The organism is Pseudomonas synxantha (genome assembly GCF_900105675.1).
GTDB lineage: Bacteria > Pseudomonadota > Gammaproteobacteria > Pseudomonadales > Pseudomonadaceae > Aquipseudomonas > Aquipseudomonas synxantha.
In genome coordinates, this window is record NZ_LT629786.1 from 4662309 (window position 1) to 4682916 (window position 20608).

Consider the following 20608-nt stretch of genomic DNA (forward strand, 5'->3'; position numbering starts at 1 on the left):
CCCACAGGATTTATTCCACGCGCCTGCCCAGTGTTTCAGGGAGATGACAGGCCTGGCGCTTGCCTGATTCACGACAGATCGCAGGATCAGGCAAGGATCAGGCAGAATCGACGTAACACTATTTAAAAAGCCGCCGCTAAGCTGAGCCCATCAAAGTAGCGTGTAGAGGACGCCCCATGCCGTCGCCCGATCCGAAGTCCACTCCCCTCGATGCCGAGATGGAAAAGCAACGCGCCGAGTTGGCCAGTATCGTGCACCGCCATACCTGGGAAGACGGCTCCTACGGCACCGCGATTACCTCGCTGTACCTGAACCGCCACAACACACCGCGGGATTTCATGCCGGTGCTGGTGGAACCTGCGCTGTGCATCCTGGCCAGCGGCAGCAAGGAAGTGCGCCTGGCCGACGAAATCTTCGCCTACGACCCGCTCAACTACCTGGTGTTCTCGGTGGCGATGCCGGTGGCCGGGCGGATTATCGATGCCACCGCCGAGAACCCCAACCTCTCCGTGCGTATCAACATCGACCCAACGCAACTGACGGCCCTGATCGCAGAGGCCGGGCCCATGGGCGTGCCCTCGCGCCCGTCGACCCGCGGAATGTACGTCGACCGCATCGACCACCAATTGCTCGACGCCGTGCTGCGCCTGACCCGGCTGCTGGATACGCCCAAAGATATCGCCATGCTCGCGCCGTTGATCAATAGGGAAATCCTCTACCGTTTGCTACGGGGCCCGCAGGGTTATCGCCTGTATGAAATCGCCGTGGCCAACAGCCAGAGCCATCGGGTCAGCCAGGCGATCAAATGGCTGAACGGCAACTATGAACAACCGCTGCGCATCGACGACCTGGCCAAGGAAGTGAACCTGAGCGTCTCGACCTTGCACCATCGTTTCAAGGCGATCACCGCCATGAGCCCGCTGCAGTACCAGAAACAACTGCGTTTGCAGGAGGCGCGGCGACTGATGATTGCCGAAGGGCTGGAAGCCTCGGCGGCGGGCTATCGGGTAGGGTATGAAAGCCCGTCGCAATTCAGTCGGGAATACAGCCGGTTGTTTGGCGCGCCGCCGCTGCGCGACCTGGCCCGGTTGCGCCAAAGTATTTGAATGGATGGAGATCAAAATGTGGGAGGGGGCTTGCTCCCGATGGCGGCGTGTCAGCCAAGGATTCATTCCCTGACACTCCGCTATCGGGAGCAAGCCCCCTCCCACATTTAATCAGCGTGTGTTCAGTCAAGTCCGCGGGGCAGTTGCAGGGTGACGCGAAGGCCGCCTTCGCGCAGGTTTTGCAAACTCACTTCCCCTCCATGACTATGGGCAATATTGCGCGCAATCCCCAATCCCAACCCATACCCCTGCTGCTGGCCGGCCAGGCGAAAGTGCGGTTCGAAGACTTGCTCCAGGCGCTGCTCCGGCACACCTGGCCCTTCATCATCCACATGCAGGATGAACTGCGCGCCATCGTCCTCGATATGCAAATGCGCGTTCTGCCCATACTTCAAGGCGTTGTCGATCAGGTTGCCGATGCATCGCTTGAGCGCCAGCGGCTTGCCCGGGTAGGTCGTCAGGGCCGCGCCATCCAGGGACACGCGACCGTTGCCGTTGGGTGCCAGGTACGGCTCCACCAGGCATTCGAGTACATGGTTGAGGTCCACCGGCTGGATGTTTTCGTGAATGTCGGTGTCTTTCACGCATTGCAGCGCGCCCTTGACCAGCAACTCCAATTCATCCAAATCGCGGCCGAACTTGGCTTGCAGGTTTTCGTCTTCAAGCAACTCTACCCGCAGCCGCAGGCGAGTAATTGGTGTGCGCAAATCGTGGGAAATCGCGCTGAACAACTGGCTGCGTTCGGTCAGGTAACGGCTGATGCGTTCGCGCATCGCATTAAAGGCACGGCCTACCTCCACCACTTCGCTGCCGCCGCCTTCGGCCACCGGTTCCACATCGGCGCCCAGGGACATGTCACGCGCCGCCCGCGCCAGACGCTTGAGCGGCCGGCTTTGCCAGTGCACCAGCAGGCCGATGAACAGCAGCAGCAAGCCGCTGGTCAGCACGATAAACCACACCTGCTGGGACGGCAGGCTCTGCTCCTCGAGGCTGGTATAGGGCTCGGGCAACAGTGAGGCGATGTACAGCCATTCTCCGGGGGCAAGCTGGATCTGGGTGACCAGTACCGGCGGGTTCACCGGTTCCAGGGTCAAGGCGTAATGCGCCCAGGAACGCGGCAGCTCGTCGAGCTTCAAGCCGGCATTGAAGATACGCAGGTCCTCGGCGCTGACGAACTCCACCGAGATAAGCACGTTGGCGCCCAGAGTCTGGCGCAACACGTCATCGACCGCTTCCAGCACCGCCTGCTTGCGCGGGGTTTGCGGCAGCAAGGCCATATCCAGCGGGCGATCATTGAGGGTCACGACAAAACGCGTGCCGCCCATGCTGCGCAACTGGTCGAGCACCAAGGGCCGATAGGCCACCGGCAGCGAACGGAAATAACTTACGCTGGCGGTCATCGAATGCGCCAGGCTACGGGCGCTGGTGACCAGGCCCTCAAGTTGGGTGGCGCGCAACTGCGAGACCCAGATCACGCTGGACAATGCCTGGGCGAACAGCACCACCAGCAAGGTCAGCAGCAGCATGCGCCCCAGTAGGGAGCGCGGTACCGGAAAGCGGCGACGGCGTTCGGCCGGGTGTTCAGTGGGCATTGCCGGCAACCACGCTGGCTGCCAGCTGGTAACCGCTGCCGCGCACGGTGCGGATCAGCCGCGGGGGTTTTTCAGTATCACGCAGGCGCTGGCGCAGGCGGCTGACAGCCATGTCGACGATACGGTCCAGGGGCATCAGGTCACGGCCACGAGTGGCGTTGCCGATGGTGTCGCGGTCGAGGATCTGTTGCGGGTGATCGAGAAACAATTTGAGCAAGGCAAAGTCGGCACCGGAGAGGATCACCTCTTCACCATCAACGTGGAAAAGCCGATGGCTGATCATATCCAGACGCCACTCGTCGAACACCAGCACGTCGCTACTGCTGCCGCGTTCCTGGCCAAACTGGCAACGGCGCAGCAGCGCCTTGATGCGCGCCTGCAATTCTCGGGGGCTGAATGGCTTGCCGATATAGTCATCGGCGCCCAGCTCCAGACCGATCACCCGGTCGGCTTCGTCGGAACTGGCGGTGAGCATGATGATCGGCACCTGCGCCTGGCGAGGGTGCTGGCGGATCCAGCGACAAAGGCTGAAACCGTCTTCGTCCGGCAGCATTACATCGAGAATGACCAGGTCGCACGGCGCCTCGTTCATCGCCTGGCGGAACCCCGCGCCATCCGGCACGCCACGCACCTGGAAGCCGGCGCGACTGAGGTAGGTTTGCAGCAATTCGCGGATTTCCTGGTCGTCGTCGACGAGGAGAATGGATTTACTGATTACGCTCACGGGGTCCTCCTTGTTGTTATGGGGGTGCTCTTCAGGGCCTCATCGGGGGCAAGCCCCCTTCCACACAAGTGGGAGGGGGCTTGCCCCCGATGAGGCCATCACTGCCTACGCAAAAGCCTGTTCAAGCGCCACACCCGCCCCGGTCAACCCGGAATACGGCGCGGTCACCAACCACACCGGAATGCCCTTGAAGTAGTCGCTCATGCAACCTTTATCCGCAAAGCTCTTGGCGAAACCGCTGGCGATAAAGAAGTCGGCAAACCTCGGTATTACCCCACCCACGATGTAAACACCACCGCGCCCACCCGTGGTCAGTACGTTATTGCCCGCCACCCGGCCCAGCCAGATGCTGAACTGGTCCAGCACTTCCATCGCCACCGGGTCACCGGCCAGCCCCGCTGCGGTAATAGCCTCGGGACTGTCCAGCACCGGAGTATGCCCGTCGACCGCACAGATGGCGCGGTACAGACGCGGCAACCCACCGCCGCTCAACGCGGTTTCGGCGCTGACATGGCCAATCTCGTTGTAAATGTGCTGCCACAGCTGGGTTTCCCGCGGGCTGCTCAGGGGCAGGTCGACATGTCCGCCCTCCCCCGGCAGCGCCGCGAAGCGGCCAGCGCCCAAATCCAGCAACGTCCCCACACCGAGGCCGGTGCCCGGGCCGATCACTACGGCCGGGCGCAACGGTTCCGGCGTGCCTTGGCAGACCACGCGGAATTCATCGGGCTTGAGGCGCGTCATGCCCAGGGCCATGGCGGAAAAATCGTTGACCAGCAGCAGTTCTTGCACCTGCAGCGCTTGGCAAAACGCAGTCTTGCTCAGGCGCCAATGATTGTTGGTGAATTTAAATTCATCACCGCTCACCGGCCCGGCTACCGAGAGGCACACCGCGCCGATATCGCCGACTTGCAGGCCCTCTTCCTTGAGGTAGACCTTGATGGCCTCCTCAGGGCTCGAGTGATCTGCGGTGGCATGCACGCGGATCGAATGCAGCTCCTGGTCCCGCCACAACGCAAAGCGGGCGTTGGTACCGCCGATGTCACCGACCAGCGCAAGTTTCACTTAAGCGTCTCCAAGGCACAGGTAAAGGCGCTGGCGCCCTGCTCTGCGGAGCTTGCGGCCAAGCGCATGAATGCAAACAGCTCACGACCGGCGCCCACGTTATTGCCCAACAGGCCCGTGGCAGGCGTGCGCGCTGCAAAGGTTGCGGCGTCTACCTTAAGCTCCAAGGTGCCGGTTACGCCATCCACGCGGATGATATCGCCATCCTGCACTCGCGCCAGTGGCCCGCCGCTCTGGGCTTCGGGGTTGACGTGAATCGCGGCGGGGATCTTACCCGAGGCGCCGGACATACGCCCGTCTGTCACCAGCGCAACTTTGAAACCACGGTCCTGCAACACACCGAGGAACGGCGTCATCTTGTGCAATTCAGGCATGCCGTTGGAGCGCGGGCCCTGGAAGCGCATCACTGCAACGAAGTCTTTTTCCAGCAGGCCGGCCTTGAAAGCGTCCGCCAGGTCCTGTTGGTCCTGGAACACCACCGCCGGCGCTTCGACAACCTGATGCTCCGGCGCCACCGCCGAGACTTTCATGACGCCACGGCCAAGGTTGCCTTCCATCACGCGCAGGCCGCCTTCGGGCGAGAACGCACGGGCCACCGGGCGCAGGATGGTTTCGTCGAGGCTTTCGATGGGGCCGTCGCGCCAGACCAGCTCGCCGTCCACCAGGAACGGTTCCTGGATGTATCGGCTCAAGCCCTTGCCGGCCACGGTGTTGACGTCTTCGTGGAGCAGGCCGGCTTCGAGCAGTTCGCGGATCAGGAACGACATGCCGCCCGCCGCCTGGAAGTGGTTGATGTCGGCCTTGCCATTTGGATACACGTGGGACAGGGTCGGCACCACCTCGGAAAGGTCGGCCATGTCCTGCCAGGTCAGGATGATGCCCGCCGACATGGCGATGGCCGGCATGTGCAGGGTGTGGTTGGTGGAACCGCCCGTGGCGTTGAGGGCGACGATGGAGTTGACGATGGACTTCTCGTCGACAATCTCGCCGATCGGCGTGAAGTTGCCATTGGCCTTGGTCAAGCGGGTGACCTGGTGCGCGGCCTCGCGGGTCAACGCATCACGCAGCGGCGTGTACGGGTTGACGAACGACGCGCCCGGCAAGTGCAGGCCCATCACTTCCATCAGCAACTGGTTGGTGTTGGCGGTGCCGTAGAAGGTGCAGGTACCGGGGCTGTGGTAGGACTTCATCTCCGATTCCAGCAGCTCCTCGCGACTGGCCTTGCCTTCGGCGTAGCGCTGGCGCACATCGGCCTTCTGCTTGTTGGAGATGCCCGACGGCATCGGCCCGCCGGGCACGAAGATCATCGGCAGGTGGCCGTAGCGCAGCGCGCCCATCATCAAGCCGGGGACGATCTTGTCGCAGATCCCCAGCATCAGCGCGGCGTCGAACATGTTGTGGGACAGCGCTACCGCCGTGGACATGGCGATGACTTCACGGCTGAGCAGGCTCAGCTCCATCCCCGGCTCACCCTGGGTCACGCCGTCGCACATGGCGGGCGTGCCGCCGGCGAACTGGCCAACCGAGCCCACTTCACGTAGGGCTTTCTTTATTTGTTCAGGGAAATGTTCATAAGGCTGGTGCGCCGAGAGCATGTCGTTATACGAAGAAACAATTGCCACGTTGGCGGCATTCATCATGCGCAGGCTGTTTTTGTCTTCGGTGCCGCAACCGGCCACGCCGTGGGCGAAGTTGGCGCATTGCAGCTTGCCGCGCATCGGACCGTCGCTGGCGGCGCCGCGAATGAGCGCAAGGTAGGCCTCGCGGGTGGCGCGGCTGCGGGCGATAAGCCGTTCGGTGACCTCAAGGACGCGGGGATGCATGTATAGAACTCCAGGCTAACGGATGTGGCGACCTGAGTGTCTATGCTGATCAAACGCCCACGGCTCATGGGATGGCAGGGGGTCGTTTGGATCATCGGACCAGTTGATTCAGGTCACTCGTTGTAGATTGAACAAAATATTGCCACTAAAAAGGCTTGTTTTCTATTTTTATGCGAATAATCTTGTAATTCTTACAACAAATCGACGACAGGCACTTTCCAATGACTCTACGTATCGCAATCAATGGTTTTGGCCGTATCGGCCGTAATGTCCTGCGCGCACTGTATACCCAAGGCTACCGCCAGGATTTGCAGATCGTCGCCATCAATGATCTGGGCGACAGCTCGATCAATGCCCACCTGCTCAAGTACGACACCGTGCATGGCACTTTCGATGCAGAGGTCGCCCACGATCAGGAAAGCCTGACCGTCAATGGTGACCGGATTGCCGTCAGTGCCATTCGCAACCCCGCCGACCTGCCGTGGGCTGCACACAAGATTGACGTAGTGTTCGAATGCACCGGTCTGTTCACCGACCGTGACAAGGCTGCCGCCCATATTACCGCCGGCGCACGCAAGGTGATCATCTCGGCACCGGCCAAGGGCGCGGATGCCACTGTGGTTTACGGGGTAAACCATGACATTTTGCGTCAATCCCACCAGATCATCTCCAACGCCTCGTGCACCACCAACTGCCTGGCGCCGGTGGCCCAGGTTCTGCACCGCGAACTGGGCATCGAAAGCGGCCTGATGACCACCATTCACGCCTATACCAACGACCAGAACCTTACCGACGTCTACCACACCGACCCGTACCGCGCGCGTTCGGCCACCCAGAACATGATCCCGAGCAAGACCGGCGCCGCCGAAGCGGTGGGCCTGGTGCTGCCGGAACTGGCGGGCAAGCTGACCGGCATGGCGGTGCGTGTACCGGTGATCAACGTGTCCCTGGTGGACCTCACCGTGCAATTGAAGAAAGAAGCCACTGCCGATGAGGTCAATGCCCTGCTGAAACAGGCCAGCCAACATTCGAAGATCCTCGGCTACAACACCCTGCCGCTGGTTTCCAGTGACTTCAACCATAACCCACTGTCGTCGATCTTCGACGCCAACCACACCAAGGTCAGCGGCAAGCTGCTCAAGGTGCTGGCGTGGTACGACAACGAGTGGGGCTTCTCTAACCGCATGCTGGATAACTGCCTGGCGCTCTGCAACGCCGAGTAACTCCACCTGTGGGAGGGAGCAAGCCCCCCTCCCACAGTTACATTTTGTCCAGAGTAGGTTCAGGGAAATAGCCACTTGCCATTTCAGTTGATGATAAGCATTATCATTCACTGCAAATCGGTCTGGTATCACTGTGAGCCAATCTCGCTTCAACCACGTCTTTCTCACCCAACGGGTGATTCTGCTCCGCACTCTGCAGCGCATGGTCAATAACCACAGCACTGCCGAAGACCTGTTGCAGGAAACCTACCTGCGCGTGACTCGGGCCCTGAGCGAGCGGCCAATCGACCACCTCGAACCTTTTGTCTACCAGACAGCGCGCAACCTGGCGCTGGACCACTTGCGTTCACGCCGGATCCAGGCCCGCACGTTGCAGGAAGATGTGCCACTGGACGTGCTGCAAAGCGTGGCCGCCCCGGTCAGTACGCCCGAAGAGGCCACCCAGGCCGAGCAACTGCTGGAACATTTGAGCGTCAGCCTCGGCCAGTTGAGCGCCCGCCAGCAACGAATTTTCATCCTCAGCCGCCTGCACGGTTGCAGCTATCAGGAAATTGCCGATCAGTTGAACGTGTCCTTGAGCACCGTGCAAAAGGAACTGAAATTGATCATGGCCATCTGTGTAGGTGTGGCCGAACGGTTGGATCAGCCTTAAGCTTCACCCGACAGAGCTATCGATCCAGGCTGTAGGAAAAATGAATAGAACGTGGCGAAGACCCGAGGAACACCGTGACGGACCGGAATAAACTGCCCCCTCATGAGCTGGCTCATGAGGTGTTGCAAGACGCGGCCATGGACCAAGCCCTCGATTGGCTGATCGCCTTGCAGTGCCCGCAACCCGGGCAGCAGGCCGCGTTCGACGCTTGGCTGGCCGCAGACCCGGCCCACGTTCACGCCTTCAGCAAGGCCCAGGCCGCCTGGAGTGGTGCGCCAGTACACAGTGCCGCCGTGGCTCTCGCTGCGCCGCGCAAGCCAAGGGGTTGGCGCCGGGTCAAACCGCATTGGAAACCCCTCGCTACCGCCGCCGTGCTGCTGATCGGCCTGTTCAGTTTCAGCAACCTGCCGGTGCGCCTGCAGGCTGACCACCTCACCGTGGTCGGCGAGCGCCAGCGCCTGCAACTGGACGATGGCTCCAAGGTGCTGCTGAACACCAACTCGGCGTTTTCCAGCAGCATCAAGGACCACCAGCGCATTGCCCGCCTGTATCAGGGCGAAGCGTTTTTCGAAGTAGCCCCCACCCGTGGCCTGCCCCTGGAAATCGACGCCGGCCCCGTACGCGCCAGCGTGCGCGACACGGCGTTCGCCGTGCGCTACCTCAATGGCGAAGCCCAGGTACAGGTGCAGCGTGGCGATGTCGACTTGAGCAACACCTTCGACGATGCCCGCGTGCGCCTGAGTGCCGGGCAAAGCATCCGTATCGGCCCCAAGGGGTTCGGGCAGCCGGCCATGCTGGATGCCAGCAAAGACCTGGCCTGGGTCCAGGGCAGACTGGTGTTCGAAAACTGCCCGCTGAGCGAAGTGCTGGCCGAGCTGCGGCGCTATTACCCTGGTTGGATCGTCAACAACAACGAGCAACTGGCCAGTGTCGCCGTCACCGGCAACTATCGCCTCGACCAGCCCCTGGACGTGGTGCGCTCCCTCGCCCACATCACCTCGGCCAAGCTGTCGGAATACCCGGCGTTGGTGATCTTGAACTAAATGAGAATTATTTTTACTCGATAGTACGCGGTGGTACGTCTCGTTTTAGCCAATGCAACTGATTCCTATTTGGTTCGGTTCGCAACTATAAGATACGTATTCCCGGAGCGTTCTCGATGTCCTCTCGTTTCAACCGCCGGTGTTCTTCGCCCGTCTTGTCCTTGCTGGCCGCCGCGATCCTGCTGGCTGGCGCGCCCGTCATGGCCGCCACCGCCGCCGAGCCGACCCCGCGCAGCCATGCAAATTACAATTTCAGCATCGAGCAACAGCCGCTCGTGTCGGCACTCAATGCCTTTACTGCGGTAACCGGCTGGCAAGTCGGCCTGCCGGCCGAGCTGGGCCAGGGTGTGTCGTCCCCTGGCGTACGCGGCCCGCTGCCGCCAGAAAAAGCCTTGGACCGGCTGTTGGTGGGGACCAACCTGAGCTATCGCAAACTGGGCGATAACAACATCGTGCTGGAGAAACGGGCCGCAGGCGGCGCCCTGAACCTGCAACAGGTGACCATCAGCGCCACCCGTAACGAACAGGATGTGAACAGCGTACCGAGCACCGTCAGCGTGCACGACCGCGAGGAACTGGACCGCCAGAACGTCAACAACATCCGTGAACTGGTGCGCTACGAACCCGGCGTCTCGGTCGGCGGCGCCGGTACCCGTTCAGGTAACGCAGGCTACAACATCCGCGGCATCGACGGCGATCGCGTCCTTACCCAGGTGGATGGCGTCGAAGTGCCCGACAACTTCTTCAATGGCCCCTACGCCAAGACCCGCCGCAACTACGTCGACCCGGAAATCGTCAAGCGCGTGGAGATCCTGCGCGGCCCGGCCTCGGCCCTGTACGGCAGCAGCGCCATCGGCGGCGCGGTGAGTTATTTCACCCTCGACCCGGACGACATCATCAAGCCAGGCAAAGACGTCGGCGCCCGCCTGAAGACCGGCTACAGCTCCGCCGATGAAAGCTGGCTGACCTCCGGCACCTTCGCCGGGCGTATACAGGACTTTGACGGCTTGCTGCATCTGAGCCAGCGCAACGGCCATGAAACCGAATCCTACGACGGCAACAACGCCACCGGCCTGGCCCGTACCGGCGCCAACCCGGAAGATGCGCGCACCACCAACGTACTGGCCAAGCTGGGCTGGAACTACGGGGATGACAATCGCCTGGGCCTGACCTACGAGAAGTTCAAGGATGACCGCGACGTCAACCTGAAGAACGCCGTAGGCGGCCCATTCATCGGCGGCCGGGGCATGAACCTCTACCGCGCCCGCTCGGGCAACGACACCATTACCCGCGAGCGCTTCGGCCTGGAAAACAGCTTCGCCCTTGATTCACCGATTGCCGACCGCATCAAGACCAGCCTCAACTACCAGATCGCCAAGACCGACCAGACCACCGCCGAAATCTACCAGGCTGGCCGTCGTGTCCTGCGCACCCGCGATACCCTTTACGAAGAAAAACAGTGGGTCTTCGACGCCCAGCTGGACAAGGCTTTCAGCCTCGGTGAGACCGATCACCAGGTGACCTACGGCACCACCCTCAAGCAGCAAAAAGTCACCGGCTCCCGCGAAGGCTCGGCCTCGTGCCTGGCCGTTGGCGCCGGCTGCACGGCCATCGGCGCGCCGAGCCCCTCAGCCGGTGACAGTGTGAAAAAGGCCAGTGACTTCCCCGATCCGACCATCAACACCTACTCGCTATTCGCCCAGGACCAGATCACTTGGGACAAATGGACCTTCCTGCCCGCCGTGCGTTATGACTACACCCGGCTCAAGCCCAAGCTGACCCAGGAATTCCTCAACACCGTCAACCCGACCGGCGCCTATGCCGTCGACGGCAAGGACAAGACCTGGAACCGCGTAACACCCAAGTTCGGCCTGACCTACGCCTTGACCGATAACTACACCTGGTTCGGCCAATATGCCGAGGGCTTCCGTACCCCATCGGCCAAGGCCCTGTACGGGCGTTTTGAGAATCTCGATCTGGGTTACACCGTCGCCCCTAACCCCGACCTCAAGCCGGAAACCAGCAAAGGCATCGAAACCGGGATTCGCGGCAAGTTTGACCAAGGCTCCTTTGACATCGCGGTGTTCTACAACAAGTACCGCGACTTTATCGACGAAGACAACGCCGTGGTCGGCGGCACTGTGGAACAGTTCCAGGCCGTGAACATCAAGCGCGCTACCATCAAGGGCGCGGAAGCCAAGGGCCGCCTGAACCTGGATGCCTTCGGTGCGCCGAAAGGTCTGTATACCCAAGGTTCGATTGCCTACACCTACGGTCGCAACGACGACAATGGCGAACCGCTCAACAGCGTCAACCCACTCAAAGGCGTGTTCGGCCTGGGCTACGACCAGGACAACTATGGTGGCCTGCTGAGCTGGACCCTGGTGAAGAAACAGGGCCGCGTCGACAGCACCACCTTCCACGCGCCCGACGGCAACACCGACGGTCCGTTCAAGACCCCGGGCTTCGGCATCCTCGACCTGACCGCCTATTACAAGGTCAGCAACGGCGTGACCATCAACGGCGGCCTCTACAACCTGACCGACAAGAAGTACTGGAACTGGGATGACGTGCGTAGCTACGACAGCGTCGGCGAAGCCGCGGTAACCGGCCCGGCCAACCTCGACCGCCTGACCCAGCCCGGTCGCAACTTTGCGATCAACCTGATCTGGGACATCTGACCCACCCGCCTCACCTCGCCGGAATCCACAGCGGCGGGGTGAGGTTTTTTTACTGTGCCGCGTCTTCTTGTTCGTCTAGTTGATAACAGCTCTCTTTAAGGGCACCCAGGCGCTTACCTTCTCAAGGACTTTTTACATGACCGCTTCTCCTACCGCAGAACGCCCGAGCCTGCGCTCCCAGCGCCTGAACCAGATCACCAATGAACCGCATACCAAGCTGGATGCGTTGGTGAAGGCTCATGCGCCGTTCGAAACCCAAGCCAACTTCGCCCGCTTCGTAGTGGCCCAGTACCTGTTCCAGTCAGAACTGGTAGCGCTGTACAACGATGCCGAACTGATCAAGATCGTCCCGGACCTGGCCGCACGCTGCCGCGCCGAAGCCGCCAAGCTCGACCTGGCGGACCTGGACACTGAAATCCCGGCTCCGGTGGCCGGTGCAGTAAAGAATCCGAGTAAAGCCGAAGCCCTGGGCTGGCTGTTCGTGTCCGAAGGCTCCAAACTGGGCGCCGCGTTCCTGATCAAGCGCGCCGTGGGCTTGGGCCTGAGTGAAACCTTCGGCGCCCGTCACCTGGGCGAACCGGCCGGCGGTCGCGCCGAAGGCTGGAAAAGCTTCACCCGCACCCTCGACAGCCTGGAATTCAGCGCAGAAGAAGAAGCTGCGGTAGAAAAAGGCGCGATCGATGCGTTTGTGCGCTTCACCGTGTTGCTGGAACAGGCGTACGCTAGCGCCCCTGAAATGGCCTGACCTCCAGATTGAAATGCAATCAGAAAATGTGGGAGGGGGCTTGCTCCCGATGGCAGTGTGCCAGCTAAACATAAGCTGACTGACACTCTGCCATCGGGAGCAAGCCCCCTCCCACACTGAGCACTCATTTCACATTGATTTTCTGTGATATTCCTACCTATGACCGGCAAAACCCAATCCACCTCCAAAGTCGCCCAAGTCCTCTTCGGCCTGCTGGCCTACGCCAGCCTGGGGATCGGCCTGGTGGCGATTGTCATACCGGGTTTGCCGACCACCGAATTCATCCTGCTCGCCGCCTGGGCCGCCACCAAAAGCTCACCGCGCCTGAGCGCCTGGCTGGAAAACCACCGCCTGTTCGGGCCGATCCTGTTCAACTGGCGCAACGGCAAGATCATTGCGCGCCGGGCCAAGGTCAGCGCCACCGTGAGTATGTTGCTGTGTGCCATCCTGATGCTGGTGATGCTGGATCACGGCTGGCCGGTGTACCTGGCCATTGCCGGGATGAGCCTGGGCAACCTGTGGATCTGGTCTCGCCCCGAGCAGCTGGCACGGCCCATATAGGGCTGCATGTAGGCGTTATCCTACCGCTCATCGCCTATTTCTCATGAATCGATTTGTGACGCCGATGTTTCAGGCATGGCGCCGAATGGACTTGGCTCTGCTGCCTGCATTCCAACAAGTCATTCGTGAGTGAACCTATGTTCGACACCCTCTCCATTCGCTTGAAAATCGTGCTGCTGTCCGGTCTTTGCCTGTTGGGGGTCATTGCACTGGTGGTCGGCATCAATATCTACAACACCAACCAGAATGACCTATTGGTCAGTGACTCAAGCTCACGAATGCTGACCGCCAGCGTGGAACAGCTGCTGCAAGCCAAGGCAGCCGAACAGGCCGGGCACTTACAAAAGACCTTCGGTGAAAACCTGCTGGTGGTTACTGCCCTCGCCGACCAGATCAAAGACCTGCGTCAGCTGGGGACCAAGCGCTCTCTTGAAGCCGGCGCCCTGCGCGAAGAAATCAACCAGAGCGTAAAAACCGCATTCGAGCGCAACACCAAGGTACTGGGTATCTGGCTGTCATTCGAACCCAACGGGCTGGACGGCAAAGACAGCGAATTCGTCGACGACAAAGCGCGCGTCTCCAACGAAAAAGGCCGCTTTTCCAGCTACTGGAGCCGTGCAGGTGGTGAAGGCCTCAACACCATCATGGTCGAGGATGACTTGACCAAGACCACCCTCAACCTCAGCGGCACGCCCTACAACATTTGGTATACCTGCCCACGGGACACCCGCAGCACCTGCCTGCTGGACCCGTACGAAGACACTGTGGCTGGCAAACCTGTGCTGATGACCACCATTTCCCTGCCACTGATCGTCGATGGCAAAGTCATTGGCGTCGTCGGCATCGATATCGCCCTCACGGCCCTGCAAGCGACTACCGATGCCGCGCAGAAAGATCTTTTCAACGGCGCAGCGCACCTGGAGATTCTGTCCAGCACTGGCTTGATCGCGGCCTATAGCGGTGAACCGGCCAAGGTAGGCAAGAACCTGATCGATAGCCTCGGCGCCGAAGGCAAGGAAATCGTGCAACTGCTCGCCAATGACCGGCCAGTGATCCGCGGGCAGAACGACATCATTCGCGCCGTGTACCCGGTCAAGCCGATTGCCGACGCCAAGTCCTGGGGCGTGGTGATCAAACTGCCGAAAGCCGTGATGCTGGCCGATAACGTCAAGCTGCAAGCGGTACTCGACGAAGCCCAGGCCAGCGGTACCCTCAAAGCCTTGCTGGTGGCGGCGGCTGCCGGCCTGTTGGGCTTGCTGCTGATCTGGCTGACCGCCACCGGCGTCACCCGGCCGATCAACAGCGTCGCCGCGATGCTCAAGGACATCGCCAGCGGCGACGGCGACCTCACCCAACGCCTGGCGTACGCCAAGAAAGACGAACTGGGCGAGTTGGTGAACTGGTTCAACCGCTTCCTCGACAAGCTGCAACCGACCATCGCGCAGATCAAGCAAAGCATTACCGAAGCCCGTGGTACGGCGGATCAGTCCTCGGCCATTGCGCGCCAGACCAGCGAAGGCATGCAGGTGCAGTTCCGCGAAATCGACCAGGTGGCGACCGCCTCCAATGAAATGAGCGCCACTGCCCATGACGTCGCCAACAGCGCCTCGAATGCTGCCAGCGCGGCACGCGGTGCCGATCAGTCGGCCCGCGAAGGCATGTCGATCATCGAGCAGAGCACCCGTGATATCACCACCCTTGCCGAGGAAGTCAGCAAAGCGGTGACCGAAGTCGAAGCCCTGGCGGTCAACAGTGAACAGATTGGCTCGGTTCTGGAGGTGATCCGCAGCATCGCCGAACAGACCAACCTGCTTGCATTGAACGCCGCGATTGAAGCGGCACGCGCCGGCGAAAGCGGGCGTGGCTTTGCGGTGGTTGCCGACGAAGTACGCAACCTGGCCAAGCGCACCCAGGATTCGGTCGAGGAAATCCGCCTGGTGATCGAACGTATCCAGAGCGGCACCCGAGGCGTGGTAGCGACCATGCACTCCAGCCAGCAACAGGCCCAGAGCAATGCCGGGCAGATCCACCAGGCGGTGCAGGCCCTGGGCAAGATCAGTGACGCGGTCACGGTGATCAGCGACATGAACCTGCAAATCGCCAGTGCCGCCGAAGAGCAGAGCGCAGTGGCCGAAGAGGTCAACCGCAACGTCTCGGCGATTCGCACCGTGACCGAAACCCTCACCGGCCAGGCCACGGAATCGGCGGCGATCAGCAGCCAGCTCAATGCACTGGCCAGCCAGCAGATGAAGTTGATGGATCAGTTCAGGGTGTAATTCACACCACAGGTCCAATGTGGGAGGGGGCTGCGCGACAGCCCCATGTTGACGATGTGACCGGTCCGTACAAACAGCGCAAAAGTAAGCAAAACGCTCTTGCCCAACCACTCAGCACCTCGCCCAGGCTCGGTGTGCCCGTAATCCGACATTGATTTGGGGGGCCGCCTGAGATCAAAAGCACAGCGAGGCGGCCTTAGAGCCGACCTGATCGTTGAGGCGTACGCGTACCTCTGTGGGAGCGGGCTTACCCGCGATGGTCGTTAACGATGACGCGGGAGATCAGAATGAACGCGGCGCCCTCAAGTTTTTCGCGGGCAAGCCCGCTCCCACAGAAAAGCAAAGGCGCCCCAAGCGTATCCACGATGCGAAGCGAGTCGCTCTTGATCTTGATCTCAGGCGCCCCGTTAAACCACGCTGGCCGAACGCAGGCTTGAATCCGTGGGTAACCCGGCAGGACGCCGGGTTAGCCGCCCCGCGCCATGGATGGCGCGTGGCGGCGGCCCACGGATTCAAGCCGGAGAGAGGGCATGCCGAGCCTAGGCGAGGCACCGAGTGGTGGGGCGAGGACCTTTTGCTTACTTTTGGGTCCTTCCAAAAGTAAGCCGCTGTAAGAGCGGAACCAATAGCAGCCGTGACCTAAATAACGGATATGTACTCGGTCCCCCCCAACATCCTGGTTAGCTGTCAGGCCGCCATCGGGGGCAAGCCCCCTCCCACATTTTGACCGCACACCGCTTAGCGTCCGGTCCAGGCCTGGACGAACGGCGTCAGGTCTTCCTTCGGCGCCGTACGCGGCGGGTTCTGCGGCGTACCGAGGTAAAGAAAGCCAATCACTTCTTCACCCGCCGTCAGCCCCAAGCCTTTGGCCACATGGGCCGAGTAGGACAACTCCCCGGTCCGCCACACCGCACCAATCCCCTGCGCATAGGCCGCCAACAGGATGCCGTGGGCCGCACAGGCCGCCGCCAGCAATTGCTCGGACTTGGGCACCTTGAAGTGCTCCTGCAGGCGTGCAATCACCACCACCACCAACGGCGCACGCAGCGGGCCGTTCTGGGCCTTGTCGATGACCGCCTGGGGAGCGTCGGCATCCTGCAGGCGGGCGGCCTCGGCCAACAGCGCGCCCATCTGCTCACGGGCTGCGCCTTCTACGGTAAGGAAACGCCAAGGGCGCAGCTGACCGTGGTCGGGCGCACGCATGGCGGCGGCGAACAACAGGTCGCGCTGCTCCTGGGTCGGTGCCGGTTCCAGCAGACGTGGCACGGAAACACGGTTGAGCAAAGCGTCGAGAGCCTGCATTGGCCACCTCCAGAAAAAAATGTGCAGTCATTCTAGCGGGAATGAATCCGGATGCCACCAAACGATAATTGCTCTTATTCAAACCGCCCTGCCCTGTTAGACTTTGCGACCGTATTTTCCGCCCTTGTCCAGGAATCTCGATGTTCCGTTCGCTCCTCTGCCTGTCCGCAGCGTTGATGGCTTTAAGCCTGACCGCTTGCGACGATGCCCCCCGCTTCACCAAGGCCGAGCCTGGTGAGTCGCGGTCAGGTGGTGCAACGACGGTGAACAAGCGCGACCAGAACGCCTTTTCCCTGCCCTCGGCCAACCTGGCGCCCACCCGCCGCCTGGATTTCAGCGTCGGTAACAGTTTCTTCCGCAGCCCCTGGGTGATTGCGCCGTCCACCACCACGGCACGGGATGGCCTGGGCCCGCTGTTCAATACCAACGCCTGCCAGAACTGCCATATCAAGGACGGTCGGGGCCATCCGCCGCTGCCTGATGCGCCGAATGCGGTGTCGATGCTGGTGCGCCTCTCCATCCCTCTCTCCATTACAGAGCAGCCCCCCTACGCCAAGCTCATCGAACAGCTCGGCGTGGTGCCCGAGCCGGTGTATGGCGGGCAGTTGCAGGACATGTCCGTGCCGGGCGTCGTGCCGGAAGGCAAGGTGCGGGTCGACTACAGCCCTGTCCAGGTCAGCTTCAAGGACGGCACCGTCGTCGAACTGCGCAAACCCGACCTGCAAATAACCCAGCTCGGCTACGGCCCGATGCATCCTGATACGCGCTTCTCCGCCCGGGTGGCACCGCCGATGATCGGCCTGGGCCTGCTCGAAGCAATCAGTGACGCCGATATCCTGCGCAACACCGACCCCAAGACCGCCGACAAAGACGCCATCGTCGGCCGCGCCAACTGGGTCTGGGATGACGCCCAGCATAAAAGCGTACTCGGGCGTTTTGGCTGGAAAGCCGGGCAACCCAACCTCAACCAACAAAATGTTCACGCGTTCTCTGGTGATATGGGCCTCACGACCTCCCTGAGACCCTTCGATGATTGCACCGATGCCCAAGTGGCCTGCAAGCAGGCGCCCAACGGCAATGGCCCAGATGGCGAGCCGGAAGTCAGCGACAACATCCTGCGCCTGGTGCTGTTCTACACCCGCAACCTCGCGGTGCCCGCGCGCCGAGGCGTCAACACGCCGCAGGTGCTGGCCGGCAAGAACCTGTTCTACCAGGCCGGTTGCCAGGGCTGTCACAAGCCGACATTCACCACGGCCGCCAACGCCGCCGAACCGGAGCTGGCCAACCAGGTGATACGCCCCTACAGCGACCTGTTGTTGCACGATATGGGCGAAGGCCTGGCCGACCACCGTACCGAATTCAAAGCCACTGGCCGTGACTGGCGCACCCCGCCGTTGTGGGGCATTGGCCTGACGCAAGCCGTGAGTGGTCACACCCAGTTCCTGCATGACGGCCGCGCCCGCAACCTGCTCGAGGCCGTGCTGTGGCATGGCGGGCAAGCACAAGCGGCGCAGCAACATGTGTTGTCGTTCAATGCCGAGCAGCGTGCCGCGTTGCTGGCGTTCCTGAATTCTTTATAAGCTTTGCCCCACTTACAGAAGGGAGCTCGACATGTTTCGTCCCAAGTTGTTGTTCACCAGCCTGGCCGCCCTGGCGCTCGGTGCCTGCTCGCCCCAGGACCCGCAAGCGGTGACCTCGGCGGCCATCGCCAAGCAAGTGATCCTGCCGACCTACAGCCGCTGGGTTGAAGCCGACCGCCAACTGGCCGTCAGCGCCCTGGCCTACTGCCAGGGCAAGGAAAGCCTGGACACCGCCCGTGCCGACTTCCTGCACGCGCAAAAAGCCTGGGCCGAGTTGCAACCACTGTTGATCGGTCCGCTGGCCGAGGGCAACCGTGCCTGGCAGGTGCAGTTCTGGCCGGACAAGAAGAACCTGGTCGGTCGCCAGGTCGAGCAACTGGTCAGCGCCCAGCCGCAGATCGATGCCGCCGCCCTGGCTAAATCCAGTGTCGTGGTGCAGGGCCTGTCGGCCTACGAATACATCCTCTACGACGCCAAGCCGGACGTCGCCGACCAAGCACAGAAAGCCCGCTACTGCCCACTGTTGATGGCGATCGGCGAACGCCAGAAAGTCCTGGCCGAAGAGATTCTCGCCAGCTGGAACAGCACCGACGGCATGCTCGCGCAGATGACCAAGTTCCCGAACCAGCGCTACGCTGATTCCCACGAGGCCATTGCCGACCTGCTGCGCGTGCAAGTGACTGCCCTGGACACCCTGAAGAAAAAACTCGGCACGCCCATGGGCCGCCAGACCAAGGGCATCCCGCAACCGTTCCAGGCCGATGCATGGCGCAGCCAGTCGTCGCTGCAAAGCCTGGAGGCGAGCCTCGCCGCGGCCCAGACCGTGTGGGTCGGCGTCGACAACAAAGGCTTGCGTGGCCTGCTGCCGGCGGATCAGAAGCCGTTGGCCGAGAAGATCGACGCTGCCTATGCCGCATCTCTGAAACTGTTCGCCAGCAACCAGCGCAGCCTCAACGAACTATTGAACGATGACGCCGGGCGCCAGCAGCTCAACGACATCTACGACAGCCTCAACGTGGTCCACCGCCTGCACGAAGGCGAGCTGGCCAAGGCCCTGGGAATCCAACTGGGCTTCAACGCCAACGACGGTGACTGATGATGCTCAGGCGACAGGCTTTGGCGGTGGGCAGCGTGCTGCTCAGCGCCCTTACGTTGGGCGGCTGGACGCTGTTCAAAGGCAAGGATAAAGGCCCGCTGCTGCTGTCGGCGCGGGATGATGCCGACGGCAAGCACTACGCCGTCGGCTATCGCCTGGATGGCAAGCAGGTGTTTGCCACCCAGGTCGACCAGCGTTGCCACGACATCGTCAACCATCCGACGCTGCCGATTGCGCTGTTCGTCGCCCGCCGCCCGGGCACCGAGAGTTACCTGATCGACCTGCGTGATGGCGCGCTGCTGCAAACCATCAGTTCGAACGCCAACCGCCATTTCTACGGGCATGCGGTGATCCATAGGAGCGGCGACTGGCTGTACGCCACCGAGAACGACACGTCCGACCCCGGCCGCGGCCTGTTGGGTGTGTATAAGTTCGAAGGCGAGCGGCTGGTGCATAGTGGCGAGATTTCCACCCACGGCATCGGCCCGCATCAGGTCTCCTGGATGCCCGACGGCGAAACCCTGGTGGTGGCCAACGGCGGTATTCGTACCGAAGCCGAAAGCCGGATAGAGATGAATCTCAACGCCATGGAGCCGAGCCTGGTGCTGATGCATCGCGATGGCACCTTGATCAGCAAGGAAACCCTGGGCCAGCAGATGAACAGCGTGCGCCATATGGGCATCGCCAACGATGGCACTATCCTTACCGGGCAGCAGTTCATGGGGCCGTCCCAGGAACGCTCGGAGTTGCTGGCGATCAAGCGCCCAGGCCAGCCTTTCGTGGCGTTCCCGGTGGCTGATGAGCAGTTGCAGGCGATGGGGCACTACACCGCCAGCGTAGCGGTACACAGCGAACTGCGCCTGGTGGCCCTGACCGCGCCACGGGGCAATCGTTTCTTCATTTGGGACATGGACAGCGCCGAGCTGCGCCTGGATGGGCCGCTCCCCGACTGCGCCGGTGTGGGTGCAGTGGCCGATGGGTTCGTCGTCACGTCAGGCCAAGGGCGTTGCCGCTTCTATGATTGCCGCCAGACAACGTTGCTGGCCAAGCCGCTGGAATTACCGGCCGGCTTTTGGGATAACCACCTGCACCTGATCTGAAATCCCCCTCTGTAGGAGCTTCAGGCGTAAAAAAAGGGCCTC

Annotated in this window: 16 protein-coding genes; 11 read left to right on the plus strand and 5 right to left on the minus strand. The window is 61.7% G+C overall.

Annotated features, from left to right (window positions below; translation table 11 throughout):
* Window positions 1-176 precede the first annotated feature (176 nt).
* Window positions 177-1106 (plus strand): AraC family transcriptional regulator, encoded by a 930-nt coding sequence (locus BLU48_RS21615; protein WP_057013244.1) that lies wholly within the window; start codon window positions 177-179, stop codon window positions 1104-1106.
* A gap of 122 nt (window positions 1107-1228) precedes the next feature.
* Here BLU48_RS21615 and BLU48_RS21620 read toward each other — a convergent pair whose 3' ends face one another.
* The 4 genes from BLU48_RS21620 to edd form a co-directional block, all read right to left on the minus strand.
* Window positions 1229-2698 carry an ATP-binding protein gene (locus tag BLU48_RS21620; RefSeq protein ID WP_057021641.1) on the minus strand — a complete coding sequence of 490 codons (1470 nt, stop codon included), beginning with the start codon at window positions 2696-2698 and terminating at the stop codon, window positions 1229-1231.
* The gene (locus BLU48_RS21625; RefSeq protein ID WP_046069370.1) at window positions 2688-3422 is read right to left on the minus strand and encodes a response regulator; all 735 of its coding nucleotides are present in this window, start codon (window positions 3420-3422) and stop codon (window positions 2688-2690) included. Before BLU48_RS21625 ends, BLU48_RS21620 begins: the two co-directional genes overlap by 11 nt.
* Window positions 3423-3527: 105 nt before the next feature.
* Complete coding sequence (locus BLU48_RS21630; RefSeq protein WP_057021642.1) at window positions 3528-4484, minus strand: glucokinase; 957 nt, start codon at window positions 4482-4484, stop codon at window positions 3528-3530.
* Window positions 4481-6307, minus strand: coding sequence for a phosphogluconate dehydratase (gene edd / locus BLU48_RS21635; RefSeq protein WP_057021643.1), 1827 nt, complete (start codon window positions 6305-6307; stop codon window positions 4481-4483). Before edd ends, BLU48_RS21630 begins: the two co-directional genes overlap by 4 nt.
* Before the next feature lie 221 nt (window positions 6308-6528).
* Between edd and gap the strand changes: the two genes are divergently transcribed.
* The 7 genes from gap to BLU48_RS21670 all read left to right on the plus strand — a co-directional run bounded on the left by gap (window position 6529) and on the right by BLU48_RS21670 (window position 15488).
* On the plus strand, window positions 6529-7530 hold the full coding sequence (gene gap / locus BLU48_RS21640) for a type I glyceraldehyde-3-phosphate dehydrogenase (RefSeq protein ID WP_005791003.1): 1002 nt from the start codon (window positions 6529-6531) through the stop codon (window positions 7528-7530).
* Window positions 7531-7663: 133 nt separating this feature from the next.
* Window positions 7664-8182 (plus strand): RNA polymerase sigma factor, encoded by a 519-nt coding sequence (locus BLU48_RS21645; RefSeq protein WP_043051108.1) that lies wholly within the window; start codon window positions 7664-7666, stop codon window positions 8180-8182.
* 74 nt (window positions 8183-8256) lie between these two features.
* Window positions 8257-9225 (plus strand): FecR family protein, encoded by a 969-nt coding sequence (locus tag BLU48_RS21650; protein ID WP_057021644.1) that lies wholly within the window; start codon window positions 8257-8259, stop codon window positions 9223-9225.
* A 116-nt stretch (window positions 9226-9341) separates the two neighbouring features.
* Window positions 9342-11906: a TonB-dependent receptor gene (locus BLU48_RS21655; protein ID WP_057021645.1), complete on the plus strand. Its 2565-nt coding sequence runs from the start codon at window positions 9342-9344 to the stop codon at window positions 11904-11906.
* Between the two features lie 136 nt (window positions 11907-12042).
* The gene (locus tag BLU48_RS21660; protein ID WP_046069376.1) at window positions 12043-12651 is read left to right on the plus strand and encodes a biliverdin-producing heme oxygenase; all 609 of its coding nucleotides are present in this window, start codon (window positions 12043-12045) and stop codon (window positions 12649-12651) included.
* A gap of 159 nt (window positions 12652-12810) precedes the next feature.
* Window positions 12811-13212, plus strand: a complete 402-nt coding sequence (locus tag BLU48_RS21665) for a YbaN family protein (RefSeq protein WP_057021646.1) — start codon at window positions 12811-12813, stop codon at window positions 13210-13212.
* Window positions 13213-13349: 137 nt separating this feature from the next.
* Window positions 13350-15488: a methyl-accepting chemotaxis protein gene (locus tag BLU48_RS21670; RefSeq protein WP_057021647.1), complete on the plus strand. Its 2139-nt coding sequence runs from the start codon at window positions 13350-13352 to the stop codon at window positions 15486-15488.
* 738 nt (window positions 15489-16226) lie between these two features.
* On the opposite strand, the gene BLU48_RS21680 is transcribed toward BLU48_RS21670, so the two are convergent.
* Window positions 16227-16790, minus strand: a complete 564-nt coding sequence (locus tag BLU48_RS21680; protein WP_057021649.1) for an NAD(P)H nitroreductase — start codon at window positions 16788-16790, stop codon at window positions 16227-16229.
* 140 nt (window positions 16791-16930) lie between these two features.
* On the opposite strand from BLU48_RS21680, the gene BLU48_RS21685 reads away from it, so the two are divergent.
* Genes BLU48_RS21685 through BLU48_RS21695 form a run of 3 tightly spaced genes read left to right on the plus strand, consistent with a single transcriptional unit; the run spans window position 16931 to window position 20566 of the window.
* Complete coding sequence (locus BLU48_RS21685) at window positions 16931-18370, plus strand: di-heme oxidoreductase family protein (RefSeq protein WP_057021650.1); 1440 nt, start codon at window positions 16931-16933, stop codon at window positions 18368-18370.
* 31 nt (window positions 18371-18401) lie between these two features.
* A complete protein-coding gene (locus BLU48_RS21690) occupies window positions 18402-19466 on the plus strand; it encodes an imelysin family protein (RefSeq protein ID WP_057021651.1) in 1065 nt (354 codons plus the stop codon).
* 2 nt (window positions 19467-19468) lie between these two features.
* Window positions 19469-20566 carry a DUF1513 domain-containing protein gene (locus BLU48_RS21695; protein WP_057021793.1) on the plus strand — a complete coding sequence of 366 codons (1098 nt, stop codon included), beginning with the start codon at window positions 19469-19471 and terminating at the stop codon, window positions 20564-20566.
* Window positions 20567-20608: the final 42 nt, after the last annotated feature.

What these genes read in the sequence shown, in the direction of transcription:
- BLU48_RS21665 (WP_057021646.1), top strand. Translation starts at nt 12,811, where the DNA reads ATGACCGGCAAAACCCAATCCACCTCCAAAGTCGCCCAAGTCCTCTTC.
- BLU48_RS21615 (WP_057013244.1), top strand. Translation starts at nt 177, where the DNA reads ATGCCGTCGCCCGATCCGAAGTCCACTCCCCTCGATGCCGAGATGGAA.
- BLU48_RS21680 (WP_057021649.1), bottom strand. Translation starts at nt 16,790, where the DNA reads ATGCAGGCTCTCGACGCTTTGCTCAACCGTGTTTCCGTGCCACGTCTG.
- BLU48_RS21690 (WP_057021651.1), top strand. Translation starts at nt 18,402, where the DNA reads ATGTTTCGTCCCAAGTTGTTGTTCACCAGCCTGGCCGCCCTGGCGCTC.
- BLU48_RS21655 (WP_057021645.1), top strand. Translation starts at nt 9,342, where the DNA reads ATGTCCTCTCGTTTCAACCGCCGGTGTTCTTCGCCCGTCTTGTCCTTG.
- gap (WP_005791003.1), top strand. Translation starts at nt 6,529, where the DNA reads ATGACTCTACGTATCGCAATCAATGGTTTTGGCCGTATCGGCCGTAAT.
- BLU48_RS21695 (WP_057021793.1), top strand. Translation starts at nt 19,469, where the DNA reads ATGCTCAGGCGACAGGCTTTGGCGGTGGGCAGCGTGCTGCTCAGCGCC.
- edd (WP_057021643.1), bottom strand. Translation starts at nt 6,307, where the DNA reads ATGCATCCCCGCGTCCTTGAGGTCACCGAACGGCTTATCGCCCGCAGC.
- BLU48_RS21660 (WP_046069376.1), top strand. Translation starts at nt 12,043, where the DNA reads ATGACCGCTTCTCCTACCGCAGAACGCCCGAGCCTGCGCTCCCAGCGC.
- BLU48_RS21685 (WP_057021650.1), top strand. Translation starts at nt 16,931, where the DNA reads ATGTTCCGTTCGCTCCTCTGCCTGTCCGCAGCGTTGATGGCTTTAAGC.
- BLU48_RS21670 (WP_057021647.1), top strand. Translation starts at nt 13,350, where the DNA reads ATGTTCGACACCCTCTCCATTCGCTTGAAAATCGTGCTGCTGTCCGGT.
- BLU48_RS21620 (WP_057021641.1), bottom strand. Translation starts at nt 2,698, where the DNA reads ATGCCCACTGAACACCCGGCCGAACGCCGTCGCCGCTTTCCGGTACCG.